Annotated in this window: 20 protein-coding genes; 5 read left to right on the top strand and 15 right to left on the bottom strand. The window is 58.7% G+C overall.

Annotated features, from left to right (window positions below; all coding sequences use genetic code 11):
* Nucleotides 1–81: 81 nt before the first annotated feature.
* Both JZI28_RS09560 and JZI28_RS09555 read left to right on the top strand, forming a co-directional pair.
* Nucleotides 82–858, top strand: coding sequence for an enoyl-CoA hydratase-related protein (locus JZI28_RS09560; protein WP_295453482.1), 777 nt, complete (start codon nucleotides 82–84; stop codon nucleotides 856–858).
* Between the two features lie 85 nt (nucleotides 859–943).
* The gene (locus JZI28_RS09555) at nucleotides 944–1,837 is read left to right on the top strand and encodes a glycosyltransferase family 2 protein (RefSeq protein ID WP_375699969.1); all 894 of its coding nucleotides are present in this window, start codon (nucleotides 944–946) and stop codon (nucleotides 1,835–1,837) included.
* A gap of 98 nt (nucleotides 1,838–1,935) precedes the next feature.
* On the opposite strand, the gene JZI28_RS09550 is transcribed toward JZI28_RS09555, so the two are convergent.
* The 3 genes from JZI28_RS09550 to gltX form a co-directional block, all read right to left on the bottom strand.
* On the bottom strand, nucleotides 1,936–2,868 hold the full coding sequence (locus JZI28_RS09550; RefSeq protein ID WP_375699968.1) for a calcium-binding protein: 933 nt from the start codon (nucleotides 2,866–2,868) through the stop codon (nucleotides 1,936–1,938).
* 349 nt (nucleotides 2,869–3,217) lie between these two features.
* The gene (gltA, locus tag JZI28_RS09545) at nucleotides 3,218–4,513 is read right to left on the bottom strand and encodes a citrate synthase (protein ID WP_297338636.1); all 1,296 of its coding nucleotides are present in this window, start codon (nucleotides 4,511–4,513) and stop codon (nucleotides 3,218–3,220) included.
* Nucleotides 4,514–4,643: 130 nt separating this feature from the next.
* Complete coding sequence (gltX, locus tag JZI28_RS09540; RefSeq protein ID WP_375699967.1) at nucleotides 4,644–6,044, bottom strand: glutamate--tRNA ligase; 1,401 nt, start codon at nucleotides 6,042–6,044, stop codon at nucleotides 4,644–4,646.
* Nucleotides 6,045–6,121: 77 nt separating this feature from the next.
* On the opposite strand from gltX, the gene JZI28_RS09535 reads away from it, so the two are divergent.
* On the top strand, nucleotides 6,122–8,128 hold the full coding sequence (locus JZI28_RS09535; RefSeq protein WP_375699966.1) for a ComEC/Rec2 family competence protein: 2,007 nt from the start codon (nucleotides 6,122–6,124) through the stop codon (nucleotides 8,126–8,128).
* A gap of 40 nt (nucleotides 8,129–8,168) precedes the next feature.
* On the opposite strand, the gene lexA is transcribed toward JZI28_RS09535, so the two are convergent.
* From lexA to JZI28_RS09500, 7 genes are all read right to left on the bottom strand, one after another.
* The gene (lexA, locus tag JZI28_RS09530; protein WP_348153998.1) at nucleotides 8,169–8,885 is read right to left on the bottom strand and encodes a transcriptional repressor LexA; all 717 of its coding nucleotides are present in this window, start codon (nucleotides 8,883–8,885) and stop codon (nucleotides 8,169–8,171) included.
* Nucleotides 8,886–9,023: 138 nt separating this feature from the next.
* Nucleotides 9,024–10,196 carry a gephyrin-like molybdotransferase Glp gene (glp, locus tag JZI28_RS09525; protein ID WP_375699965.1) on the bottom strand — a complete coding sequence of 391 codons (1,173 nt, stop codon included), beginning with the start codon at nucleotides 10,194–10,196 and terminating at the stop codon, nucleotides 9,024–9,026.
* Nucleotides 10,197–10,667 carry a cyclic pyranopterin monophosphate synthase MoaC gene (gene moaC / locus JZI28_RS09520; RefSeq protein WP_375699964.1) on the bottom strand — a complete coding sequence of 157 codons (471 nt, stop codon included), beginning with the start codon at nucleotides 10,665–10,667 and terminating at the stop codon, nucleotides 10,197–10,199.
* A gap of 1 nt (nucleotide 10,668) precedes the next feature.
* Entirely contained in the window at nucleotides 10,669–11,481 is an 813-nt protein-coding gene (trpC, locus tag JZI28_RS09515; protein ID WP_375699963.1) for an indole-3-glycerol phosphate synthase TrpC, read from the bottom strand.
* 39 nt (nucleotides 11,482–11,520) lie between these two features.
* Nucleotides 11,521–12,192: a uracil-DNA glycosylase gene (locus JZI28_RS09510; protein ID WP_375699962.1), complete on the bottom strand. Its 672-nt coding sequence runs from the start codon at nucleotides 12,190–12,192 to the stop codon at nucleotides 11,521–11,523.
* Nucleotides 12,189–13,214, bottom strand: a complete 1,026-nt coding sequence (gene trpD / locus JZI28_RS09505) for an anthranilate phosphoribosyltransferase (protein ID WP_375699961.1) — start codon at nucleotides 13,212–13,214, stop codon at nucleotides 12,189–12,191. The genes JZI28_RS09510 and trpD overlap by 4 nt, the downstream gene beginning before the upstream one ends.
* Nucleotides 13,211–13,792, bottom strand: coding sequence for an aminodeoxychorismate/anthranilate synthase component II (locus tag JZI28_RS09500; protein ID WP_295453512.1), 582 nt, complete (start codon nucleotides 13,790–13,792; stop codon nucleotides 13,211–13,213). The genes trpD and JZI28_RS09500 overlap by 4 nt, the downstream gene beginning before the upstream one ends.
* A gap of 224 nt (nucleotides 13,793–14,016) precedes the next feature.
* Between JZI28_RS09500 and JZI28_RS09495 the strand changes: the two genes are divergently transcribed.
* Nucleotides 14,017–15,780, top strand: coding sequence for a divergent polysaccharide deacetylase family protein (locus tag JZI28_RS09495; RefSeq protein ID WP_375699960.1), 1,764 nt, complete (start codon nucleotides 14,017–14,019; stop codon nucleotides 15,778–15,780).
* 119 nt (nucleotides 15,781–15,899) lie between these two features.
* On the opposite strand, the gene trpE is transcribed toward JZI28_RS09495, so the two are convergent.
* The 5 genes from trpE to fabI form a co-directional block, all read right to left on the bottom strand.
* Nucleotides 15,900–17,411 (bottom strand): anthranilate synthase component I, encoded by a 1,512-nt coding sequence (trpE, locus tag JZI28_RS09490; protein ID WP_375699959.1) that lies wholly within the window; start codon nucleotides 17,409–17,411, stop codon nucleotides 15,900–15,902.
* An 18-nt stretch (nucleotides 17,412–17,429) separates the two neighbouring features.
* On the bottom strand, nucleotides 17,430–19,271 hold the full coding sequence (locus JZI28_RS09485; protein ID WP_375699958.1) for a peptidylprolyl isomerase: 1,842 nt from the start codon (nucleotides 19,269–19,271) through the stop codon (nucleotides 17,430–17,432).
* Between the two features lie 206 nt (nucleotides 19,272–19,477).
* Nucleotides 19,478–20,653 (bottom strand): aminotransferase, encoded by a 1,176-nt coding sequence (locus tag JZI28_RS09480; RefSeq protein WP_375699957.1) that lies wholly within the window; start codon nucleotides 20,651–20,653, stop codon nucleotides 19,478–19,480.
* A gap of 186 nt (nucleotides 20,654–20,839) precedes the next feature.
* Nucleotides 20,840–21,355, bottom strand: a complete 516-nt coding sequence (gpt, locus tag JZI28_RS09475; protein WP_375699956.1) for a xanthine phosphoribosyltransferase — start codon at nucleotides 21,353–21,355, stop codon at nucleotides 20,840–20,842.
* A gap of 179 nt (nucleotides 21,356–21,534) precedes the next feature.
* Entirely contained in the window at nucleotides 21,535–22,338 is an 804-nt protein-coding gene (fabI, locus tag JZI28_RS09470; protein WP_375699955.1) for an enoyl-ACP reductase FabI, read from the bottom strand.
* Nucleotides 22,339–22,526: 188 nt separating this feature from the next.
* Between fabI and pdxH the strand changes: the two genes are divergently transcribed.
* Entirely contained in the window at nucleotides 22,527–23,132 is a 606-nt protein-coding gene (pdxH, locus tag JZI28_RS09465; RefSeq protein WP_348154007.1) for a pyridoxamine 5'-phosphate oxidase, read from the top strand.
* Nucleotides 23,133–23,212 lie beyond the last annotated feature (80 nt).

Raw genomic sequence — 23,212 nt, 5'->3', positions numbered from 1 at the left:
GCTTTGCGGCACGGTTGCGGATAAACTTGGGCCAAGCGGTGACCCTATCGCCGCCCCGCCAATGAGACATATGAGGCTTTGATGGACTACAAGGAAATCCTGTACACGCTTGAGGATGGTCTGGCGATTGTTACGCTGAACCGCCCAAGCAAGATGAACGCCCTGACAGGTCAGATGCGCGCAGAGATTACGCATGCCATGAAACGCGCCGCTGGCGAGGCCCGCGCGGTTGTCCTGACCGGGGCAGGTGGCGCGTTTTGCTCGGGCCAGGATCTGAGCGATGCCTCTGGTAATGGCAATATTGATATGGAACGTACCCTGCGGGATGAATACACCCCAATGCTGGAGGCGATCTATGAGTGCCCGGTGCCAACCCTGTCCGTCATTAACGGACCTGTCGCTGGCGCAGGCGCCAATCTGGCGCTGGCCGCGGATGTGGTGATTGCCACCGAAAGCGCCTATTTCCTGCAGGCTTTTGCCCGTATTGGCCTGATGCCGGATGCGGGTGGTACCTGGTTCCTGCCGCGCCAGATGGGCCTGGCCAAAGCCATGGGCGCCGCGCTGTTTGCCGATAAGATTTCTGCCAAACAGGCCAGCGACTGGGGCATGATCTGGGAAGCCGTGCCTGATGATGAATTTGACTCCCATTGGCGCGCGCGCGCGGCCTATTTGGCCAATGGCCCAACCAAGGCGTTTGGGGCAATCAAAACCGCGATCCGCGCCAGCTATGGCAATAGCCTGCCAGAACAGCTTTCGGTTGAAGCGACCCTTCAGGGGGAATGTGGCAAAAGCCGTGATTTCAACGAGGGTGTCACCGCCTTTCTTGAAAAACGCCCCGCAACATTCGAGGGCCGTTAACGGTCAATTAGGCATGAATCCCTAAAACTCTATGCGTTGGGTGGATCGTCCTCTCGGCGTACTAGAGGTTTTAGGATACATCGTCGTGAAATTTACATCCCATAATCTGTCCAGCCTTTCGCAGGACCAGCAACCCATCGTGACAGTCTTTTGTGCGGTTTGGCATCAACAGAAAAACAAGCTGGATCTGCTGCGCTCTCATTGGGAGAATCTAAAATCCCAGACGCTGAATGTTCACCCTTGCTACATTTTTGACAACGGCGACACGGCACCTGATTGGCTGAATGCGCCCTGGCACAGTTTCGACGAACCGCTGAGCATCTATGAGGCCTGGTCGGCTGGCACGGCCTTGTCGACGACGCCCTATGTGATGAACCTGAATATGGATGATCGCCTGGCGCGCGATGCGGTGGGGCTTTTGGCGGGGACAGCGCTAGAGACAAACTCAGCGCTGGTCTGTGGTGAATGGGAAATCTGTTTTGACGAAAAGGACATGGCAGAGCCCTTTGATCTGACAGATATTGACTACACCCATTTCAAACCCACCTGGCCCCCGGTACTGGATGAAAACCTGCGCTTGGGCAGCGGCACAGGAGAGCGCGGCACCTTTGGCCCTGCGACGCTATGGAACGTTCATACCATCGGCAAGTGGTACCCCTCCTATTTCAAAAACGGTGAAGTGATCCGGTCCATGGGGGATGGGTTCTTTTGGTCGGTATTGAAAGGCAACAACCTAAAGCTAACCCGGGTGCCAAAAGTGATCGGTAAGTATCTGTCTGATCCCGACTCTCAGGGGGAGTTTCGCCCGCATCAGGATGCCGAACTCCTAAAGGCCCATGGTCTCAGCGAACGCTCCATGTCCAGCCGTATTTTGTCCGGTGACGTCAGCTGCGCCAATGAGGTGGACATGACGCTCTTTACTAAAGCGCCAAGCAGCCCGACCAGCGTGCTGGCGCAAATGCAAGGGACTGCCGCTTAGTGCTGCCACCTTGCCCTGCAGGCTTTGGCTGACAAGAAAAAGCCTGCGTCGAACTGGCAGGTTCAACGCAGGCCATGGGCGACTGTTCGGTGTGGCTCTTAGCCCGTGCGAACGCCGTTGAGCAAGAGCACGTGTTCCGCCAGATCAAAGCTATCATCTTGATCCTGCACGCGAATCACCTCAGATCCATTGGCAGAGACAATCGCATCAGAGGTGCCATCACCGTTTTCCACCAATTCCACCGTGAGGTCAGGCTCACCAGCGGCTGGGTCATAGGCATACATCAATTGATCTTCGTCTGGATCAAAATCGGTCACTGTTGCAGGGCCTTCGCCCTCGAGCCAGGAGGCGGTCACAAATGTATCCGCTCCGCTGCCACCGCCAACAGTATCATTGACGCCAAAAATGACCGTGTCGTCGCCAGCGCCACCAAAGGCCTGGTCACCGTCTGTATCGCTGTCAGCGGAAAAGTCGATTTGAAGCTGGTCCAGCAAATTGCCAATACCATTTTCAGGTTCTGGATCCGCCAGGAAAGCCGCTTCTGCATCCGGGTCCATGGTACCGCTTGCAATGATCAGATCGTCACCGCCGTCGCCCTGAAGCCTGTCTGTTCCGGTTGAATCAATGAGAACGTCATCATTGCGTCCGCCGCGCACAAGGTCATCGCCTTCGCCGCCCTGAACCAGGTCATCGCCATTGCCGCCAAAGACGCTGTCGTTGCCTTCGCCGCCCTCGACGTTGTCCTTGCCACCGTCGCCAAAGACGCGGTCATCACCTTCACCACCGTCAAGAGTGTCCTCGCCGTTTTTGCCCAGGAGCGTGTTATCCTCAGCATCGCCGTCGATTTCATCATCACCGGAGGCACCGATAAAGGGGTCGATTTCCGAACCACCCCCGGTATCATCACCGCCCCCGGTATCCCCACCGTTATCATCGCCGCCGTCGGCATTGGCAGGCGCATCGTCATCGTCGTCGACGATAAGCGCAATACCGGCAACCAGGCCGATACCCAAAAGAGCCATCCACATCATTTAGTGGTCCCCCAGAAAGTGATTAAGATTTCTTTTAAAATACCTCTGGTTGGAGCCGCAGAACAAGGAAATTAGAGCTGGCTTTACTCGAAAATCAGCCGGCATTTTCCACAATGGATCATCTTGAGGGGTATTGTTCATCGCAGAGCACCAAATCTCTAGAAAGGTCACAAGAGGATCGGTGGCGAACCTGGTTTGCAGTCTTTGGGTCTTAACAATGCTTGATTTTGATTTTGCCGACTCACCTGGCAGAATCTGACGGTCGCCTGGCTGGGACCTGCTCGGGCAAGGGCCCAACAAAAAAGCCCCGCCGAAACGGCGGGGCTTGGACGTCGCAACAAGCGCGTGCTTAGCGGTTTTCGATATCCACGTAGTCGCGTGTCGTCTGGCCCAGATACAGCTGACGTGGGCGACCAATTTTGTTCTGTGGATCTGCGATCATTTCTTTCCACTGCGAGATCCAGCCAACGGTGCGCGACAGCGCAAAGATTGGCGTGAACATCGAGGTGGGGAAACCCATCGCTTCGAGAATGATGCCGGAATAGAAATCCACATTCGGGAATAGCTTCTTCTCTTTGAAGTAGGGGTCATTCAGCGCCGTCTGTTCCAGCTCTTTGGCAACCTGCAGCAGCGGGTTGTCTTCGACACCCAACAGTTCGAGCACCTCGTCGGCAGACTGTTTCAGAACCGTGGCGCGCGGGTCGGTGTTTTTGTAAACACGGTGACCAAAGCCCATCAGACGGAAGGGATCGTCTTTGTCCTTGGCGCGGGCGATGAATTCAGGAATGCGGTCAACCGTGCCAATTTCCTTGAGCATTTCCAGGCAGGCCTGGTTGGCGCCACCATGGGCTGGTCCCCAAAGGCAGGCGATACCCGCAGCGATACAGGCAAAGGGGTTTGCCCCGGAAGACGACGCCAGGCGCACGGTCGATGTCGAGGCGTTTTGCTCGTGATCGGCGTGCAGGGTAAAGATCCGGTCCATTGCGCGGCTCAGGATCGGGTTCACGTTGTAGTCTTCGGCAGGAACCGAGAAGCACATGTGCAGGAAGTTGGCTGCATAATCCAGATCGTTGCGCGGATACACGAAAGGCTGGCCGATCGAATATTTATAGGCCATGGCCGCAATGGTTGGCAGTTTTGCGATCAGACGGATCGACGCCACTTCGCGCTGCCAAGGGTCGGCAATATCGGTTGAATCGTGATAGAAAGCTGACATCGCCCCGACCACACCAACCATCGTCGCCATCGGATGCGCGTCGCGACGGAAGCCACGGAAGAAGTTGTGCATTTGTTCATGCACCATGGTGTGACGGGTCACACGGGCTTCAAAATCTTCCAGCTGAGTTGCTGTTGGCAGTTCACCATAAAGCAGCAGATAGCTGACTTCCAGATAATGCGATTTAGACGCCAGCTGGTCGATGGGGTAGCCCCGGTGCAGCAGCACGCCTTCGTTCCCGTCGATATAGGTGATGGTGCTGTCACAGCTGGCGGTCGAGGTGAAACCCGGATCATAGGTGAAAACCCCGGCCTGGGCGTAAAGCTTGCGGATGTCCAGAACATCAGGCCCGGCGGTAGGCGAGAAAATGGGAAGCTCATAATCCTGGCCGTTCAGGCTGAGCTTTGCGGTCTTCTGTGTCTCGGTCATAGATGTCCCTTCCTGTATCAGGCACGAATACCCGGAATTTTATCCCGGGCACGGTGCAGGCAGAACCTGCGCGCGGATCGCGCAGGTGAGGTGGTATAGGAACAGGCTTACTGACCGGTTAAGGACAGGGTCAGCCTGTGGAGTCGTTGAGCCGGGCCATTGTTTCTTCACGGCCCAGGATCAGCATCATGTCAAACACCGACGGTGTTGCGGCACGACCGGCCAACACGGCCCGCAAGGGGGCGGCCAGTTTGCCGAACTTGGTGTCATGGGCTTCGGCAAATGTATTAAGAAGCGCCTCAAGATCGTCACGCGCCCAGCTAGCACTTTGCAGCTGCGGCGTCAATTGAGCCAGTATACCATCGGATACATTTACCAGTGCCTTGGCGGCTTTTTCATCCGGCACAACTGGCCGGGATGTCAGGACAAAATGAGCTTTTTCAAGCAGGTCTGGGAATGTCTTCGCCCGATCTTTGAGGCAATACATCGCACGTTCAAGATTTGCTGACTTAACGTCATCCAATGGTGATTTGCCAGCTGCGATCAGGTAGGCTTGAATCTCCTGCCGCAGCGCAGCGTCATCGCTAACGGCAATGTGTTGCCCAGAGAGGTTTTCCAGCTTTTTGGTGTCAAAACGTGCCGGGCTTTTGCCGATGGCCTCCAGCCCGAACCAGGCCTGCGCCTGGGCATCGGTGAAAAACTCGTCATCGCCATGGCTCCAGCCCAGACGGGCCAGATAGTTGCGCATACCCGCAGCGCTATAGCCCATGGCCTGATATTCCTGGGCACCAAGCGCACCATGGCGTTTGGAGAGCTTTTTGCCATCTGTGCCGTGGATCAATGGAATATGGGCCCAGACCGGAATATCCCAGCCCATTGCGGTATAGATCATCATCTGGCGGGCCGCGTTGTTCAGATGATCGTCGCCCCGGATCACATGGGTCACGCCCATATCGTGATCATCAACCACCACCGCCAGCATATAGACTGGGGTGCCGTCCGAGCGCAGCAGAATCATGTCATCCAGCTGGTCGTTCTGAATGGTGACATCCCCCTGCACCTGATCCTTGATCACTGTGACCCCGTCCTGCGGCGCCTTGATGCGGATCACATAGGGGGCATCCGGGTGGCTTTCGGCGCTGGCGTCCCGCCAGGGAGACCGATACAGCGTTGATTTACCTTCGGCTTTTGCGGCATCGCGAAAGGCGGCAATCTCCTCCTGGGTGGCAAAACACTTATAGGCCTTGCCCTCACTCAGCAGCTGTTCGGCCACTTCCGCATGGCGTTTCGCCCCTTCAAACTGGCTGACAATTTCGCCGTCATGGTCCAGCCCCAACCAATTCATCCCCTGCAAGATGGCCGCTGTTGCCTCGGGGGTGGAGCGCGCACGATCGGTGTCTTCGATGCGCAACAGAAACTTGCCACCGCGGCCGCGCGCAAAAAGCCAGTTAAACAGGGCCGTGCGGGCACCCCCAATGTGCAAATAGCCTGTAGGAGAAGGGGCGAAGCGTGTGACGACGGGTTTTGACATGAGGTGATCTGCCTTTGGAAACCAAAAATGAGCCGGATTTTCCGTCTGTGTACCGAGGCAGGGAAGCCGGAGCAACCTTGCAGATTTTGTTGCGCCTTGATCAGACCCTGCAGGCCCAGCGTGGGGTGTTGCTGACCTGGGTTCCGGTGTGTCTCGGGCTTGGCATCGGGTGGTTCTTTCTGCTGCGCAGCGATCCGGGTTTTCCAACCTGGTGTTTGCTAACCTTGACCATCCTTCTGGCTCTGCCACTGACGCGCTGCCGGGATAGCCGGGCGATGGTCGCCTGGGCGATCCTTCTCATTTGCCTAGGCTTCTTGTCTGCGGTGGCGCGCACCGCACTGGTGCAGGCGCCAGTCCTGACATTTCGCTACTATGGGCCCGTAGAGGGGCGGATCATTGCCATAGATCGTGGCAGTCGCGGTGCCCTTAGACTGACGCTGGATCATGTACGGGTGGCGCGCGTGGCGCCAGCAAAGCGTCCTGCACGGGTGCGGGTGTCCCTTGCTGCCGGAAGCGAAAGCCCGGAAGTGGGGGCGACGGTGGCCACCACTGCACATCTGATGCCTCCTCAGGGGCCGAGCGAGCCGGGTGGGTTTGATTTTCGCCGTTATGCCTGGTTGATGAAAATTGGCGCCAATGGCTATACCCGGGTGCCGATCGTGGTGCTCAAGCCTGCGCAGGAGGGGCTATATCTGCATCGGTTTCGCTATCACCTGTCACGGGCGGTGCAGGATCGTTTGGGGGCCAAGACCGGAGGATTCGCGGCTGCAATCATCGCAGGAGACAGAAGCCGCGTCGCCCCAGAAGAGCTGCAGGCCTTGAGAGCAAGCAACCTGGCCCATCTGCTGGCGATTTCCGGGCTCCACATGGGGTTGCTGACTGGGTTTGTGTTTACGGCGCTTCGGTTTTTTCTTTGCCTAATTCCGTCACTTGCCCTGCGGTGGAACATCAAAAAAATCTCCGCAGCGGCGGCGCTTGCGGTGGGGGCAGTCTACCTCGGGATCTCTGGTGCGAGCATTTCGACGGAACGGGCCTTTATTATGGTTTTCGTAATGTTTGTGGCGGTTTTGCTGGATCGACGCGCCATATCCTTGAGAGCGGTTGCTGTTGCGGCGACACTTGTCCTGTTGCGCAGGCCAGAAACGCTGATGAGCCCGGGGTTTCAGATGAGCTTTGCTGCGACCACGGCGCTGGTTGCGGTGTTTGGCTGGATCCGCACCCAACGGCTGGCACCGGGCCCCGTTTGGTTGCACCCGGTCCTGACGGTGGTTGTTTCCTCGGCAGTGGCCGGGATCGCAACCGCGCCCTTTGGCGCGGCCCATTTTAATGCTCTGTCCCATTATGGGCTTCTCGGCAATGTGCTGGCGGTTCCCATTATGGGGTTAGTCGTTGTTCCTGCTGCGGTTTTATCCCTTTGCTTGGCCCCTATCGGCGCCGAGATGGTCGGGGTTTTCTTTCTGCAGTTAGGTCTTGAGTGGATATTGGGAGTGGCGAATTGGGTCGCCGCGTTACCCCATGCACAAAGCGGCGTGGTTATGCCCGGTCCTTGGGTGTTGCCACTTTTTTCCCTGGGGGCGCTGGTTGTACTGCTTTGGCAAGGGAGGCTGCGCTGGGGCGGTTTGTGCCTGGTTGGGCTGTCTCTGGCGATCTGGGGGCAGACAGATAGGCCAGTATTGCTTGTTTCAGCAAATGGGTCCTTGGTCGGGGTGTTGACCCCAGAAGGCCGAGCGTTGTCCCGGGCGACCAGCCAAGGTTACACTGCAAAAAGCTGGTTGGCCGCAGATGGTACGCCAGTGTCCCAAGCTGAGGCTGCGCAGCGGTGGACTGCGCTTGCGAAAGGCAGAGGTATCTGGGTTTCTGGACGCCGCATTATACATATCACTGGCAAACGGCGGGCTGAAGCGTTTGTGGGCTGCCATGCATCGGATCTGGTGGTTGCCAATACGGAGCTTCAGCCTGCGGGCCCCTGCGCGATTCTGGGACCAGATCGCCTGCGGAGCAGTGGCAGCATTGCAATGACACAGAATGGCATATTGATAAGCGCAAACGAACTGGCGGGAGATCGCCCCTGGTCGCGACGCTGACTTTTCAGTGCTCCGTCACGATCCTGGTGCCCTCAAAAGCTTAGTAGCTGCGGATCAGACCTACCAGCCGTCCTTGAACTTTAACCTGATCTTGCGAAAAGATCCGAGTTTCATAGGCGGGGTTTTCAGCCTCAAGCGCAATGGCGCCGTTGCGGCGGAACAGCCGTTTCAGCGTGGCTTCTTCATCGGCGACAAGGGCAACCACGATATCGCCATCATCCGCCGTGTCGCATTCGCGGATCACGACAATGTCGCCATCGTTGATCCCTGCATTGATCATCGAGTCGCCGCGCACCTCCAGGGCGTAGTGTTTTCCATTAGAGGACAGCATTGTTTGAGGGATCGCGATCTGATGGGTGATCTGGTTGATCGCCTCAATCGGGACACCGGCAGCAATGCGGCCCATCACGGGAATTTGCAGGGAAGCAATAACGGCCTCCTCTGACGGTGCGGTCCGAGGGGCGGATGCAGGCGGCGTACGGCGCGTGTCGATATTGATTGCAGGTCCGGGCGCGTCATCGCCTGTGGCAGCGCCAGTCATATTTTCCGGCAGGCGCAGAATTTCGATGGCACGTGCCCGATGCGCAAGTCGGCGGATGAAACCACGTTCCTCAAGCGCCGTAATGAGCCGATGAATCCCCGATTTGGAGCGCAGATCAAGGGCAACCTTCATTTCATCAAAACTCGGGGGAACACCGTCTTTTTGCAGTCTCTGATGTATGAAGTTCAATAAATCCAATTGCTTCTTGGTTAGCATTGCCGTCCCTCCGATTACATCCGTTTCGTTTTGTTCTATTCATGTTCCCGTTTTGTGTCAACAACGCAAGAACGCCGCAGTCTCTTTTGTGAGGTTTTCACTGCTTAGGGTTCCGCTACGCCTGCCGCTTGGGGGCGGTTAAATTGGCAGGTAGTGCAGAGTGTCACCGCAGCGCTGCGCAGGCGCATGGGGCGGCAGGACGAGCAAGGCGTTGGCATCGGCCAGAATGGTCAAAAGTGCGCTGTCCTGTCTGGGCGAAACGGTGATTTCCCCGGCGGCAACTGTCGCACGCATGTAGTGTTTCCTGGGCCCGTTGGCAGCCAAATCATGGGTAAGGGTTGCCGTTTGCAGGCTCTCTTCTTGAGCCTCAAAACCTAACATGCTTTGGATCATGGGGCGCAAGAAGATATGCCCGCAAACCATTGCAGAAACAGGGTTTCCAGGCAATCCGACCATGGTAGCTTTGCCCATGCGTCCGGCCATCAACGGCTTGCCAGGACGCATGGCAACCTTGTAAAAGCTACGCTCCATCCCAAGATCAGCGGAGACCTTGGCGACCAGATCGTGATCGCCAACCGAGGCGCCGCCGATGGTGACAACCAGATCAACGTCACGGGCCAGAGAGAAAGCCATTTTCAACGACGTGTCACTGTCTTTGGCGATGGGCAAAATCCGCACTTCTGCGCCAAACTCTTCCAGCATCGCCTTGAGACCAAAGGTATTTGAGGCGATGATCTGATCCGGGCCAGGGGTGCCGCCGGGCATCACCAACTCATCACCGGTAGAGATCAATGCGACAACGGGGCGGCGGTAGACGGGTACCTTGGCGATATTCATCGCCGCCAAAAGCGCCACATCAGAGGGGCGCAGCAGGCGCGGCGCATTGACGGTTTGGCCGAGGGTGAAATCACCGCCACGGGGGCGGATATTGTCCGAAGCACCGGGTTGATCGAGAATGGTGATCAGGTCTTTCTTGCGGTCGACATCCTCTTGGATAACCACAAAATCAGCACCATCCGGCACTGGCGCGCCAGTGAAAATCCGTACCGCCTGACCAGCCTTTAGGCGGCCCTCAAAGCGATGCCCGGCTGCGGCCTCACCGATGACCTGAAACATGGCGTGCAGCTCAACTTCGTCCCGTTTGACCGCATAGCCATCCATCGCCGAGGCGGAAAAGGGAGGCTGGTCGCGCACAGCGCTGACCGGCTGAGCCAAGATCCGTCCATTGGCCTCGGCCAGTGGAACCTGTTCTATTTCGGTCACCGAGATGAGCCGTAAAAGAGCCGCGCGGGCCTCGGAAACTGAAATCATCTAAGCCTCGTACCGCCCTGATTTTCCGCCATCTTTTAGCACAACTCTGGTGCCGCCGATCTGCATTTCTTTGTCCACGGCCTTGGCCATGTCATAGACGGTGAGACAGGCAACTGACACCGCCGTCAGGGCCTCCATTTCAACACCGGTTTGACCGGTGGTTTTGACTGTGGCCTCTACCCGGACACCGGGCAGGTCGGGATCCAAGGTCAGATCAACAGCGACTTTGGAAATAGCGAGCGGATGGCACAGGGGGATCAGCTCGGGCGTCTTTTTCGCCCCCATGATGCCTGCCAGCCGCGCAACGCTCAGTACATCGCCCTTTTTGGCCTTACCTTGGGAAATGATTTCAAAGGTTTCCGGAGCCATGGTGATGTGACCCTCGGCCACGGCCACGCGCGCGGTGACCGCCTTATCGGAGACATCTACCATATGGGCGTCGCCCTTGGTGTCAAAATGGGTCAGCGCCATGTCACAGTGCCCCGGGGGTCAGAGGGTCAGCCAGTAGGGTGCGGGTGGCCAGTGCCACGTCGTCTTGTCGCATCAAGGATTCCCCAATCAGGAACGTGCGGGCGCCATAGCGGGCCATATCCGCCAGATCCTGCGGCGTAGAAAGGCCGCTTTCGCAGACGATACTGCGCCCGGCGGGCACCAACCGCGACAAATGGCGAGTGGTGTCCAATGTTGTCTCAAAGGTTTTTAGATTGCGGTTGTTGATCCCCATTAGCGGGGATTTCAGCAGGCTGGCACGCTCCAGCTCGGCCTCGTCATGGACCTCAAGCAGCACATCCATCCCCCATTCCATGGCACAGTCTTCCAGCTCGGCGGCCTGTGCATCGGTGACCGAGGCGAGAATGATCAGGATGCAATCGGCGCCCAGGGCGCGGGCCTCGGCAACCTGATAGGTATCATACATAAAATCTTTGCGCAGGGCGGGCAGGGAACAGGCCGCGCGCGCCTCAACCAAGAAGGATTTGGCGCCTTGAAAGCTTGGCGTATCCGTCAGGACCGACAGGCAGGCAGCGCCGCCCTGTTCATAGGCCTGGGCTAACGCGGCAGGATCGAAGTCCTCCCGGATCAACCCCTTGGAAGGGCTGGCCTTTTTGATTTCTGCAATCAGCCCATAGCCGTCGCGGGCAGCACTGGAGAGCGCTTCCGCAAACCCCCTGGGGGCTGAGGCATCGCGGGCTTCGGCTTCGACTTCGGCTAATGGCTTGGCGGCTTTGTCAGCGGCGATTTCTTCCAGCTTATAGGCCTTGATCTTTTCCAGCACATTTTCAGCCATGGTCCTGCCTCCTGTCATTGTGTTGTGTCATGTCTACCCTTAGATCGTCCAGTCGATTGGCTGTGATCCGCGTGCGGCAAGCCAGCTATTGATCTTTGAAAACACCCCTGACCCAAAGAAACCGCGATGGGCAGATAGCGGAGATGGGTGGGCAGTCCTCAGGATAAGGTGATCGCCCGGATGGAGGTGTTTTTCAAGTCTCTGCGCCTGTTTTCCCCAGAATACATAGGCAGTGGGTCTTTGCGAGGTCCTGGCGAGCACCTGTTGAACCAGATTCTCCCAGCCCAGATCTTTGTGCCCATTGGCTTCTCCACTGGGCACCGAGAGTGCAGTGTTGAGCAGCATAACGCCCTGTCGTGCCCAGTTTTGCAAATCTCCAGTGGCTGGATGGGCGCCAATATCCTCCTGCAACTCTTTGTAAATGTTAGAAAGAGACCGTGGCAGAGGCCGCACGTCAGGCGCGACTGAAAAGGCCAGCCCATTGGCGTGACCCGGCGTCGGATAGGGGTCCTGGCCTAGGATGACCACACGGGTGTTGTTCAGCGGCGTCAGTTCAAGCGCCGCAAAGCGCACCGAGTTTGGCGGCAAAATGGCCCGAGATTCCGCATCCAGCTGCGCTTTGATTGCCGGCCAGTCCTGGGAGAAAAACGCCAGTTCGCCCCAGTCACCTAACTGGGGTGCGCTTGGGGCTGAGCCAGCAGCTGTACTCATACGGCGGCGGCCGTGGTGATTTTTGCCAAGGCTTCTAGCTTATTCTTGGCCGCACCAGAATCGATGCTTTCTATCGCCTTTTCAACACCTTCTTTCAAAGAGCTGGCCGCATTCGCAACCACCAGTGCCGAGGCTGCGTTCAACAGAACTGCATCACGGTAGGCGCCTTTTTCACCGTCCAGCAAGGCGCGGAAGGCCGCTGCATTGTCTGCGGGGCTGCCGCCAACGATGGCCTCAAAGGGATGTACGGGCAGGCCGGCCTGTTCCGGGTGCAGTTCGAAATCATTGATCGACCCGTCTTCTTCCAGCGCGGAGACCCAGCTGATCCCGGTGATGGTCAGCTCATCAGTGCCGTCAGATCCATGCACCAACCATGCGCGCTCGGACCCGAGCTGGCCCAGGGTTTCCGCCATGGGGCGGATCAGTTCGCGGCTAAATGCACCGGTGAGCTGACGTTTGACACCGGCAGGATTGGTCAATGGTCCCAATATGTTAAAGATCGTTCTTGTGCCCAGCTCCTGACGGGTTGGCATCACATGTGCAACGGCCGGGTGGTGCATAGGCGCCATCATGAAGGCGATGCCGCAATGGTCCAGCGCCTCTTCGACCACCTTTGGCGGCACCATGACATTGATGCCCATCTGCGCCTGCACATCTGCCGTGCCAGAGCGTGACGACAGGTTGCGGTTGCCATGTTTGGCGACCACAACCCCGGCGCCTGCGGTGACAAAGGCGGTGGCGGTGGAGATATTCAAGGTATGTTTGCCGTCGCCGCCGGTGCCGACAATATCCATAGCCCCGGCGGGGGCTTTCACAGGATTACATTTTGACCGCATGACCGAGGCCGCAGCGGCATATTCATCAACGGTTTCGCCACGGGTGCGCAGCGCCATCAGGATGCCGCCAATCTGGCTGGGAGTGGCTTCGCCTTCAAACAACAGGGTAAAGGCCTGGGTTGCCTCATCGCGGCTCAGGGGGCGGTCGGCGGCGGCACCAATCAGCGGTTTGATCAAATCGCTCATGCGGGCACCTTCATGTCATCAAGGAAGTTCTTGAGCAGGGCATGGCCGTGCTCGGAGGCGATGGATTCGGGGTGGAACTGAACCCCATGCATTGGCAGCTCTTTGTGCTGCAGCCCCATGATGGTGCCATCTTCCAGCTCGGCGGTGATGTCCAGACATTCGGGCAGGGTTTCGCGATCCACCACCAGAGAATGATAGCGGGTTGCCTCAAACGGGCTGGGCAGCCCGGCAAATAGCCCGGAGTTGTTGTGCTGTACCTTGCCCATCTTGCCATGCACGATCTCGTGACAGCGGACGACATTGCCTCCAAAGGCCTGGCCGATGGTTTGATGCCCCAGGCAAACCCCAAGAAGGGGCGTTCTGGTTTCTGCCGCAGCCAGGGTCAGCGCCAGACAAATACCGGCCTGTTCCGGGGCCTTGGGGCCAGGCGACAGCAGGATGCCTGCCGGATTTAACGCCATGGCCTCCTGCACGCTGAGGGCATCATTGCGATGGACCTCCATCTCGGCGCCGAGCTCTCCCAGATAGTGCACAAGGTTGTAGGTAAAGGAGTCGTAGTTGTCGATTAGCAGCAGCATCTTGGTGGGCTCTTTTATGGGTGGCGGGCGAGGGGGGCGCCGCAGTATAGTGGTTTCGGTATACTTGTTCAGGCTTGCGCGGCAGCGTCAAGAGCAGGACGGTCAATTGGCGCAGTGCCTGACCTGACAAGGGACCAAACAGGTAGCAAAACCGGTGCAGCTGCACAGTTTGTTGTCTGTGGTTTTGAGGATAAACCAGCCCGGTGACAGGGTGGAAACAGGTGATGAGAGGCAAGACTGCGATGAAAGGGTTTCTCGGAGGCGTGAGTATCGGTGCACTGGTGGCCGTTGGCGGGGCAGCAATGGTGTCGCTGTCGTCTCCTTTGCCGAGCCGTGTGCAGGTTGATGCAACACTGCCGGATCAATCCAACCCGCCCAAAGCTGCCGCGACACAGGCGCCTGAGGCCAGTGAACGTCGCGATGCCGATCTGGTGGAAGCAGCCCCCAGCATCCCCACAAACTCCCGCACCGAGGACGCCAGTCCAGTTGCCGTTCTTGACACCAACCCCGGATCACGGCCCGTGGTGGCCACCGCGGAGGGGGCCAGCCCGGGCGATATGAGCCAAGGGGCAGGGGTGCAGAGCCTGCCACAGGTGCCAAGCACCGTCACAGCGGAGACCGAGAGCGGCGTAGCCCCCAATGCCCCGGCCCAGGAACAGGGGCCGGTTGTCTCCACCGAGACAGCGGCAGTGCCAGCACCGCCGGTCTCGGCAGAATCCACCACAGAATCGGCGCCAATGGAATCATTGCCCCTGTCCGAACAAGCAGCTCCCTCGCAAGGGGCCAGCGGTACTGGCGATACCACGACTGTCAGGGTGGGCACAAAAATTACGGAAGCACCCGGCATGGGGGCAGAGAGCCCCGCAGTGGAAGCCGCCGATACGGAAACAGCAGACGCCACCCAACCAGCCGCCACCCAAGCAGATGCCAGCCAACCGCGCCCGGGGATCACTGCTCCTGTAGTGGCGACTCCTTCTGGGTCGGGTTCTCTGGGGCCAGAAATCGGGACAGCGCCGGTGGCCACGGCCCTGCCCAGCATATCTGCTACAGCTGTGACACCGTCGCAGTCAGAAGGCGGCGAAGCGCAAGCAGAGGTGGATCCAAGCCAGCAAGAGAGCGCAGCTGCTTTGGTGGCTGACGAAGAGGCTGATGAACAGCAATTGGCCTCTGCCGAGGGCGCAACCTCTGGCGGGGAGCTGGGGGCACGCCTCGGCACCCGTGTGGTTCCGTTGACCGAACGCAGCAGCACACCGACTTTGATTGCCGGCGATGACGCGGCCCCCTCAGAGGCGGTTCTGGCCGAGGGTCGCCCCTTTGAGATTAACGCCGAGGCTTTTGTCGCGCTGGATAACCGACCCTTGATGTCCATCGTGTTGATAGATGACGCGGCCGCAATTGGCGCCGAAGCTTTGCAGGATTTCCCCTATCCGCTGACCTTTGCAATTTCTCCTCAGGATCCAAAGGCTGCAGAAAAGATGAAGGCGCGCCGCGCCGCCGGGTTTGAGGTGCTGATCCTTGCCGACCTGCCGCGTGAGGCCAGCCCGCAGGACGCTGAAACCGCCATGGGGGTCTGGATGCAGCAACTACCCCAGGCGGTTGGTATCCTGGAAGGGGTCGACACCGGGTTTCAGGGCAACCGGCCCCTGGCGGACCAGATGGTGGCAGTGATGAAGGCCACGGGCTATGGCATGGTGACCCAGAACAGCGGGCTGAACACGGTGCAAAAGCTGGCCCTGCGCGATGGTATGCCAGCGGGTGTGGTGTTTCGCGATTTTGACGGGGCCGGACAAAACCCGCGCGCCATTCGCCGGTTCCTGGACCAGGCGGCCTTTCGCGCCCGTCAGGAAGGCGCTGTGATCATGCTTGGCCGGTTGCGCCCGGATACCATTTCAGCGCTGTTGCTGTGGGGCTTGCAGGATCGCGCCAGCCAGGTGGGCCTGGCGCCCATTTCAGCCGGACTCAAGGCCGCTCTTCCTGCGGCAGACTGAGCGGGAACCTAACATAAGGCCAGGCGCGCAGTGCGCCAACTCCAGGGACGCTAAAACATAAAAGGGCCTCCTCAGGGAGGTCCTTTTATGGTGTCCGTACTGAGGATCGCCTGTCGCGGTCAGCTGTTTCCATTGCCGACAAAGCGCGCCGCATCGGCCGCAGCCCGGCGGATGGCGTTGGATTTATGCACGGTTTCCATATATTCGGCCTCAGGGTCGCTGTCATAGACAACGCCACCACCGGCCTGCACATAAAGCGTCTGGTCCTTGACGATGGCGGTCCGCAGGGCAATGCACATATCCATGTCTCCCCCGGCTGAAAAATAGCCAACACCGCCGCCATAGACACCCCGTTTTTCCGGTTCCAGCTCGTCGATGATCTCCATCGCCCGCACTTTCGGCGCGCCGGAAACCGTGCCCGCAGGCATGCCGGCAAAAAACGCATCCAGGGCGTCTTTGTCTTGGTGCAGCTCACCCACCACGTTGGAGACGATATGCATCACATGGCTGTAGCGTTCGATGATGAACTGCTCAGTGGGCTTGACCGTGCCGATCTTGGCAACCCGGCCGGTGTCATTGCGCCCCAGATCCAGCAGCATCAGATGCTCGGCCAGCTCCTTTTTGTCGGCCAATAGATCCAGCTCGTTGGCCTTGTCCTGTTCGGCGGTCTCGCCGCGGGGGCGGGTGCCTGCGATGGGGCGAATGGTGACCTCATTGCCAAAGACCCGAACCAGGATTTCCGGGCTGGCACCGATCACCTGGAAGCCGCCAAAGTTGAAATAGAACATGAAAGGCGACGGGTTGGTGCGCCGCAATGAGCGATAGAGCGCAAAGGGGGGCAGCGGGAAGTCCTGGCTCCAGCGCTGCGCTGGAACCACCTGAAAGATATCGCCGGCCCGGATGTAGTCCTTGGCCTTTTCCACCGCTTCCATATAGCCGGATTTGGTGAAATTCGATACCGGCGGCGCGATCTCGCGGGCCTCGCCCAAATCGCGGGTTTCTGCGGGCATCGCCCGTTCCAGATCACGCACCGCATCCATGACCCGTTCAGCTGCCTGGGCATAGGCGGCGCGGGCGGTCTGGCCCTCGCTCACCCAGGCCGGAGACACCACGGTGACCTCACCTTTGACACCATCCAGAACGGCGATCACCGAGGGACGCATCATTACCGCATCCGGCAGGCCCAGCGGGTCGGGGTTCACATCCGGCAGATGTTCCACATGGCGCACCATGTCATAGCCCAGATAGCCAAACAGGCCGGCGGCGGCCTGGGGCATATCCTCGGGCAGATCGATTTTGCTTTCGGCCAGCAGCGCGCGCAGATTGTCGAGCGGATTACCCTCCTGCGGCTCAAACGCATCCGGGTCAAACCGGGCCGAGCGATTGAGCGCCGAGGCCTCCCCATGGCTGCGCCAGACCAGATCCGGCTTCATGCCGATGATGGAGTAGCGTCCGCGCACCTCACCACCGGTTACGGATTCCAGCATAAAGGCGTCCTTCTGGGCGCCTGTGAGCTTGAGCATCAAAGAAACGGGAGTGTCCAGGTCTGCGGCAAGCCGCGTATAGACAACCTGGTTTTCACCGCTCTCATAGGCCGTGGCAAAGCGCGCAAAATCTGGGGTCAAAGCCATTGGGCGGGTCTCACTTGTTTACTGATAGTTCGTCATGACGGCGTTGAGCGCCTGTTGATCAACGCGCGGTGCTGCACGAAGCTGTGCGGCGCTGATAAAGGCAGAGAACAGCGCCTCGGATACGGCCTGGTCCAATTGGGTGCCCAAAGCCTCTGCCAGGAGCTGCGTCTCCTCGTTGTTCTCGGCGGCAAGGATCTCATCCAGACGGACCACAACGGTGCTGGCCTCGCCTTTGATCACTTTCAGATCCCCTGGTGCCATGGCGAAGATCTGGTTCATCATATCGGCTGGGGTATTGTCGAGGTAAGCGGTCCGGGTGAGGCCGGTTTCGGTCTGGACCTGGGTGCCTTCGGGGAAATCGCCGGTTTCAGTGGTGGCGGCCAGCAGGGCGTCCGCCTGTGCCTGCAGCGCCGTCGCAACGCGATCGGCTTCCCACGCGGCTAGTACCTTTGGTTTGGCCTCTTCAAAGGCTTCGGGACGTTCCGGCAGGATCTCATCAAGGCGCAGCGCGAACAGGCTGCCATCCTCGAGGAATTCGGCCGAGGGGAAATCTTCCAGGGTCACCACACTGGCAGCGGCACGGAATCCCTCATAGGCGGTGATGCCTTCGCCGGTGTCGCCGCTCCAGTCCAGGCTGGCGACTTCCATTTCGCTTTCATTTGCCAGATCTTCCAGCGTCGCACCGCCGGCGAGCAGATCGTTGATGTCTTCGGCCTGCTGTTCGATCAGGCGGCGGGCGCGATCCGCTGCCAGCTCGTCGCGCAGATCAGGCAGGGCCTGCTCAAAGGTGGTGAGCTGGGCCTCAAGCCGGCCATTGATCCGGTACAGGGCAGGGCCAAGATCGGAAGGCAGCGGACCGGTGACATCATGCACCGCAGCGGCAAACACCGCTTCGCCTGCCGCGCCCAGGGCGGGCTGTGTTACATCGCCAAGGTCGATATCCTGCAGCGACAGACCGCGCGCCTCGACCAGAGCTTCAAAGGTTGTCTCTGCGGCATCCAGCTGTGCCATGGCAGCGGTGGCGCTGGCCTCATCGGCAAAAACCAGACGTTCCACCAGGCGCCGCTCGGCCACCTGATACTGATCGCTGCGTTCGGCATAAAGTGCGCGCAGGGCCTCTTCTGCGACCTCGACGGTGTCCAGGATCATATCAGGGCTGAGGTGCGCATAGGTGATGCGTTTGGTTTCGGGCAGGGTGAACTGCGCCGTGTTGGCGTCATAAAATTCCTTGAGCTCCGCGTCGTCTGGCACCACCTGGATCAGGGCGATCTGATCCGGGCTAAACGGCACATAAGAGAAACTGCGGCGCGCGCCGATGTAATCGGTCATGGTTTTGGTCATGGTGTTCGGCATTTTAGCACCGACCACGATGGCGCCTTGCACCAGGGTCCGGGCGGATTCGCGGCGCAGATCGGCCTCAAAATCGCTTTCGGTCAGGTTGACGTTCTGCAGCGCAAATTTATACGCCTGCCTGTCGAATTTGCCGCTGGCGTCCTGAAAGGCCGGGATTTCGGCCAGCTCTTGGCGCAGATTGTCATCGCCAACAGAAATGCCGAGGCTTTTGACTTCGTTATCAATAGAGGCGATGGAGATCAGACGGCTCAGAACCGCCTGGTCCAGACCAAAGGCCGCCATTTGGGCAAAGGTCAGGCTCTGACCGCCCTGGGCCTGCAGCGCACGCTGTTCGCGCTGCATCTCGCGCAGGTATTCGTCAACGGTGACCTCTTCCTCGCCAACAAGGGCAATGGCGGACATCGAGCTGCTAAAGTTGACCGCGCCAAAGCCGGCAAGGCCCACAATCAGCAAGCCCATAAGGATCCAAACAAAGGTATTGGATAGTTTTTTTATGCTTGTGGCCATGCTGCCCTCGTTGTTTTCGGTTCAGAAAGGCGCCGCGAGATTTTCGCCTGGGGGCTGCCTCTTCAAAAGAATTCGCACCTTGCATACGCTGCCACCCCAAGGGGAGCAAGATCCAGCGGCCTCCCAACCACTTGAATAAGGCGCTTTGACGGGGATCTGGGCCTATGGCTGGGAGAAATGCCGCCAGATCTGGTTGCTCTGGCCTCCTAGGGGGTGAAGTTGCACAATCGCGAGAACAGCTCGGCTATTCCGTCGGCATCCACATTGGCAAAGGCTATGCGGAACTGACGCGCGGCAGGTTTGCTACCTTCCGGCATAAACATGGTGCCGGGCAACATCAGCACCGAGGCATCGGTGACCAGTTTTTTGGCAATATCTTCGGCGGCGGCTTCAAAGGGATGTTCAACATAGGCAAAATAGGCGCCGCATCCCAACAGCTTCCACCCCTGGGCTTGCAGGCTGGGGAAGTGGTCGATGATGGCCTGTTTGCGGGCCAGGATTTCAGACCGTTCCCCAGCCAGCCAGTCTTGTAAGTTGTGAATACCCCATTGCGCGCCGATCTGTCCCAGCTGCGACGGGCAGATGGTAACGGTGTCGAGAAACTTCTCCATCTCAAACAGGCGCTGCGGCGCTGCGGCGATGGCGCCGACCCGGTGGCCGGTCAGACGGTAGGCTTTGGAGAAGGAATACAGGTGGACCAAGGTCTGCTCCCAATCCGGATCCTGAAACAGCGCGTGAGGGGCCCCCGAGCGGCTGTCAAAGTCACGGTAGGTTTCGTCCACGATCAGGGTAAGCCCGTGGGATTTGGCCAGATCAAAATAGGCGCGCAGCAGGCCGGCGGGATATTCCACGCCGGTGGGGTTGTTGGGGGTCACCAGCACGATGGCCTTGGTCCGCGCTGTGATCAGCGCCTGCGCGGCGTCGAGATTTGGCAGCATATCATCGCCAACCTGCAGCGGGCGGGCGGTGACGCCGCTGAGATCGAGCCACATTTTGTGGTTGAAGTACCAGGGCACCGGAATGATCACCTCATCCCCTTCGCCGCAAAGCGATGCAATCGTGGCGGCAAAGGCCTGGTTGCAGCCCGAGGTGATCCCAACCTGAGCGGGGGAGATGTCAGCCGCGTAATGGCTGCTCATCTGGTCTGCGAGCGCCTGACGCAACCCGTCGCGCCCCAGCACCGCCCCATAAAGATGGGCGTCATCCTGGTTCAGCGCCGCCTCTGCCAGCGCCTGGCGCAGACCCAGTGGCGGCGGATCCGCCGGGGCAGCCTGGCTGACGTTGAGCAAAGGGCGCTGGCTGGGGAAAGAGACACCTGCGACCCAGCGACGGGATTCGACAATTGGCGAAAGAAAGGTGGCCTCTGTGCGCGACTTGGTCATGCCCGCTCCTGTTCAAGGGAATTTCTGGTTCAGAATTGGTAGGGGCTTGGGCGGGCGATGGCAATCACTCTGTTTTGGGCAAAATCCTTTTGCCAGAAAAAGCGGGGCACAGAAAAACGCGCCCCAAGGGGCGCGCTGGTTTTATCAAATCAAGAGAGGCGTTTACGTCTAATCGGCGGCGTCTATTTAGGTGCCGCGATAGGGCTCGACATATTGCAGCGCCATATCCCAGGGGAAAAAGATCCAGGTGTCCTGGCTGACCTCGGTGATAAAGGTATCGACCATGGGGCGGCCTTTGGGTTTGGCATAGACGGTGGCAACATGCGCCTTGGGGTACATGGCCCGCACCAGCTCCAGAGTTTTGCCGCTGTCCACCAGATCGTCGATGATCAGAATACCTTCGCCATCGCCCATCAGTGCGGGGTCGGGGCTTTTCAGCACTTCGGCTTCGCGCTGTTGATCGGCCTTGCCGCCGCCGGAATGATAGGATTTCACGCTGATGGTATCGACCGTGCGGATGTCCAGCTCGCGGGCGATGATCATTGCAGGGGCCATGCCGCCACGGGTGATTGCCACCACGGCGCGCCAGGCATTATTGTCGGGCCCATGTCCATCCAAACGCCAGGCCAGCGCCCGGCTGTCTCGGTGGATCTGGTCCCAGCTGATATGAAAGCCTTTTTCATGCGGCAGGCGGTCTGTCATCTTTATGGCTCCGGCAGTGGCTGCGTGGGGGTGCTGATCCGATCCTGGCCGAGCTTCGCGAAGGAGGCCTGTGGGCGCGGTGATCAAAAAAGCAGTCTAGTCAATGGTGGTACCTCCTGATCACTCCGCCCCGTGAAGGAAATGGGGGCAGGGTGAACAGGAGGGGTATCTAGCAGAGGTTATTTTGTAATGTCAGGCGCGTCGACAGCTTTCATGCCAACCACGTGATAGCCCGCATCCACGTGCAGGTTCTCACCGGTCACGCCGGAGCTAAGATCAGACAGCAGGTACAGGGCCGATTTGCCCACATCATCCGTGGTCACATTGCGACGCAGCGGCGAGTTGTATTCGTTCCACTTCATGATGTAGCGGAAATCACCAATTCCCGAGGCGGCCAGGGTTTTGATCGGACCAGCCGAGATGGCGTTGACGCGAATGCCGTCTTTGCCCAGATCTTCGGCCAGATATTTGACGGAGGCTTCTAGCGCGGCCTTGGCAACACCCATGACATTATAGTGCGGCATCACCTGCTCGGCACCATAATAGGTGAGCGTCAGCATCGAGCCGCCCTCAGCCATCATCTTTTCCGCGCGTTTGGCGATGGCGGTAAAGGAATAGACCGAAATATCCATGGTCATCTGGAAATTGCCGCGGCTGGTGTCGACGTAGCGGCCGCGCAGCTCGCTCTTGTCAGAGAAACCGATGGCATGAACCACAAAGTCCAGCTTACCCCATTTTTCCTCCAAGGAGGCAAACAGCGCATCCATCGAGGCTTCGTCCGAAACATCGCAGGGCAGAACGATATCGCTCCCCAGCTGTTCGGCCAGCGGTACGACGCGTTTTTTCAGAGCGTCGCCCTGAAAGGAAAAGGCCAGCTCAGCACCCGCATCGGCACAGGCTTTGGCTATTCCCCAGGCAATCGATTTGTCATTGGCCAGGCCCATGATCAGACCGCGCTTGCCGGTCAGCAGTTGATTAGACATTCAGGTTCTCCGCCTGTGTTCCGTAAAGTTAAACACGTTTAATATGTTGGTGCGCCTGCTTCAAGGGGCCACCTTGATTGTTCCTGCAACTGACCCAGTGGCTGTCCAGGCCAGATCCGGGTCGCGCAGCCCTTGCTGTTCTGAAATGTGCTGCCTAGTGTACCGACGAAAACAGACAGGAGGCTCTTATGAGCGAACGTTCAGGGATCTTTGCCGGCGATGACCCATTTGAAATTGCCCGCACCTGGCTGACAGAGGCGGAAAAGACCGAAATCAATGACCCCAATGCGATTGCGTTGGCGACGGTTGATTCCAATGGGTTGCCCAATTCGCGCATGGTCTTGCTGAAAGAGATCGAGGCGGACGCCTTTGTCTTTTATACAAATTACGAAAGCGCCAAGGCCCAGGAGCTGGACCAGGCTGGCAAGGCCTCCTTTGTCATGCATTGGAAATCCCTGCGGCGGCAAATCCGCGTGCGCGGCAATATCAGCCGCGAGGAGGGGCCAAAGGCGGATGAGTATTATGCCTCTCGCTCGCTCAAAAGCCGCCTTGGCGCCTGGGCCTCAAAACAGTCCCGGCCGCTGGACAGCCGTGCCAGCCTGATGGCTGAGGTGGCGAAGGTGACAGCCACCAAGGGGCCGAATCCCCCAAGACCGCCGTTTTGGGGTGGATATCGAATTTCACCTGTCGAAATTGAGTTTTGGGCGGATGGGGCCTTTCGTTTACACGACCGTTTTACTTGGATTTATGATGTCGAACAGGACAAATGGTCTGTTTCGCGACTTAATCCTTAAGGTTTATCAAGGAAAATAGCACTTTCCTAACAAATGGGAGGGTTTTTGCTTGAAATTAGGCAGTGAAATCGCGCATCACG

Origin of the sequence: Pseudophaeobacter sp. TrK17 (assembly GCF_042192375.1) — a bacterium.
GTDB lineage: Bacteria > Pseudomonadota > Alphaproteobacteria > Rhodobacterales > Rhodobacteraceae > Pseudophaeobacter.
The sequence above is the reverse complement of the archived record's forward strand: the minus strand, read 5'-3'. Positions and strand labels throughout refer to the sequence as shown.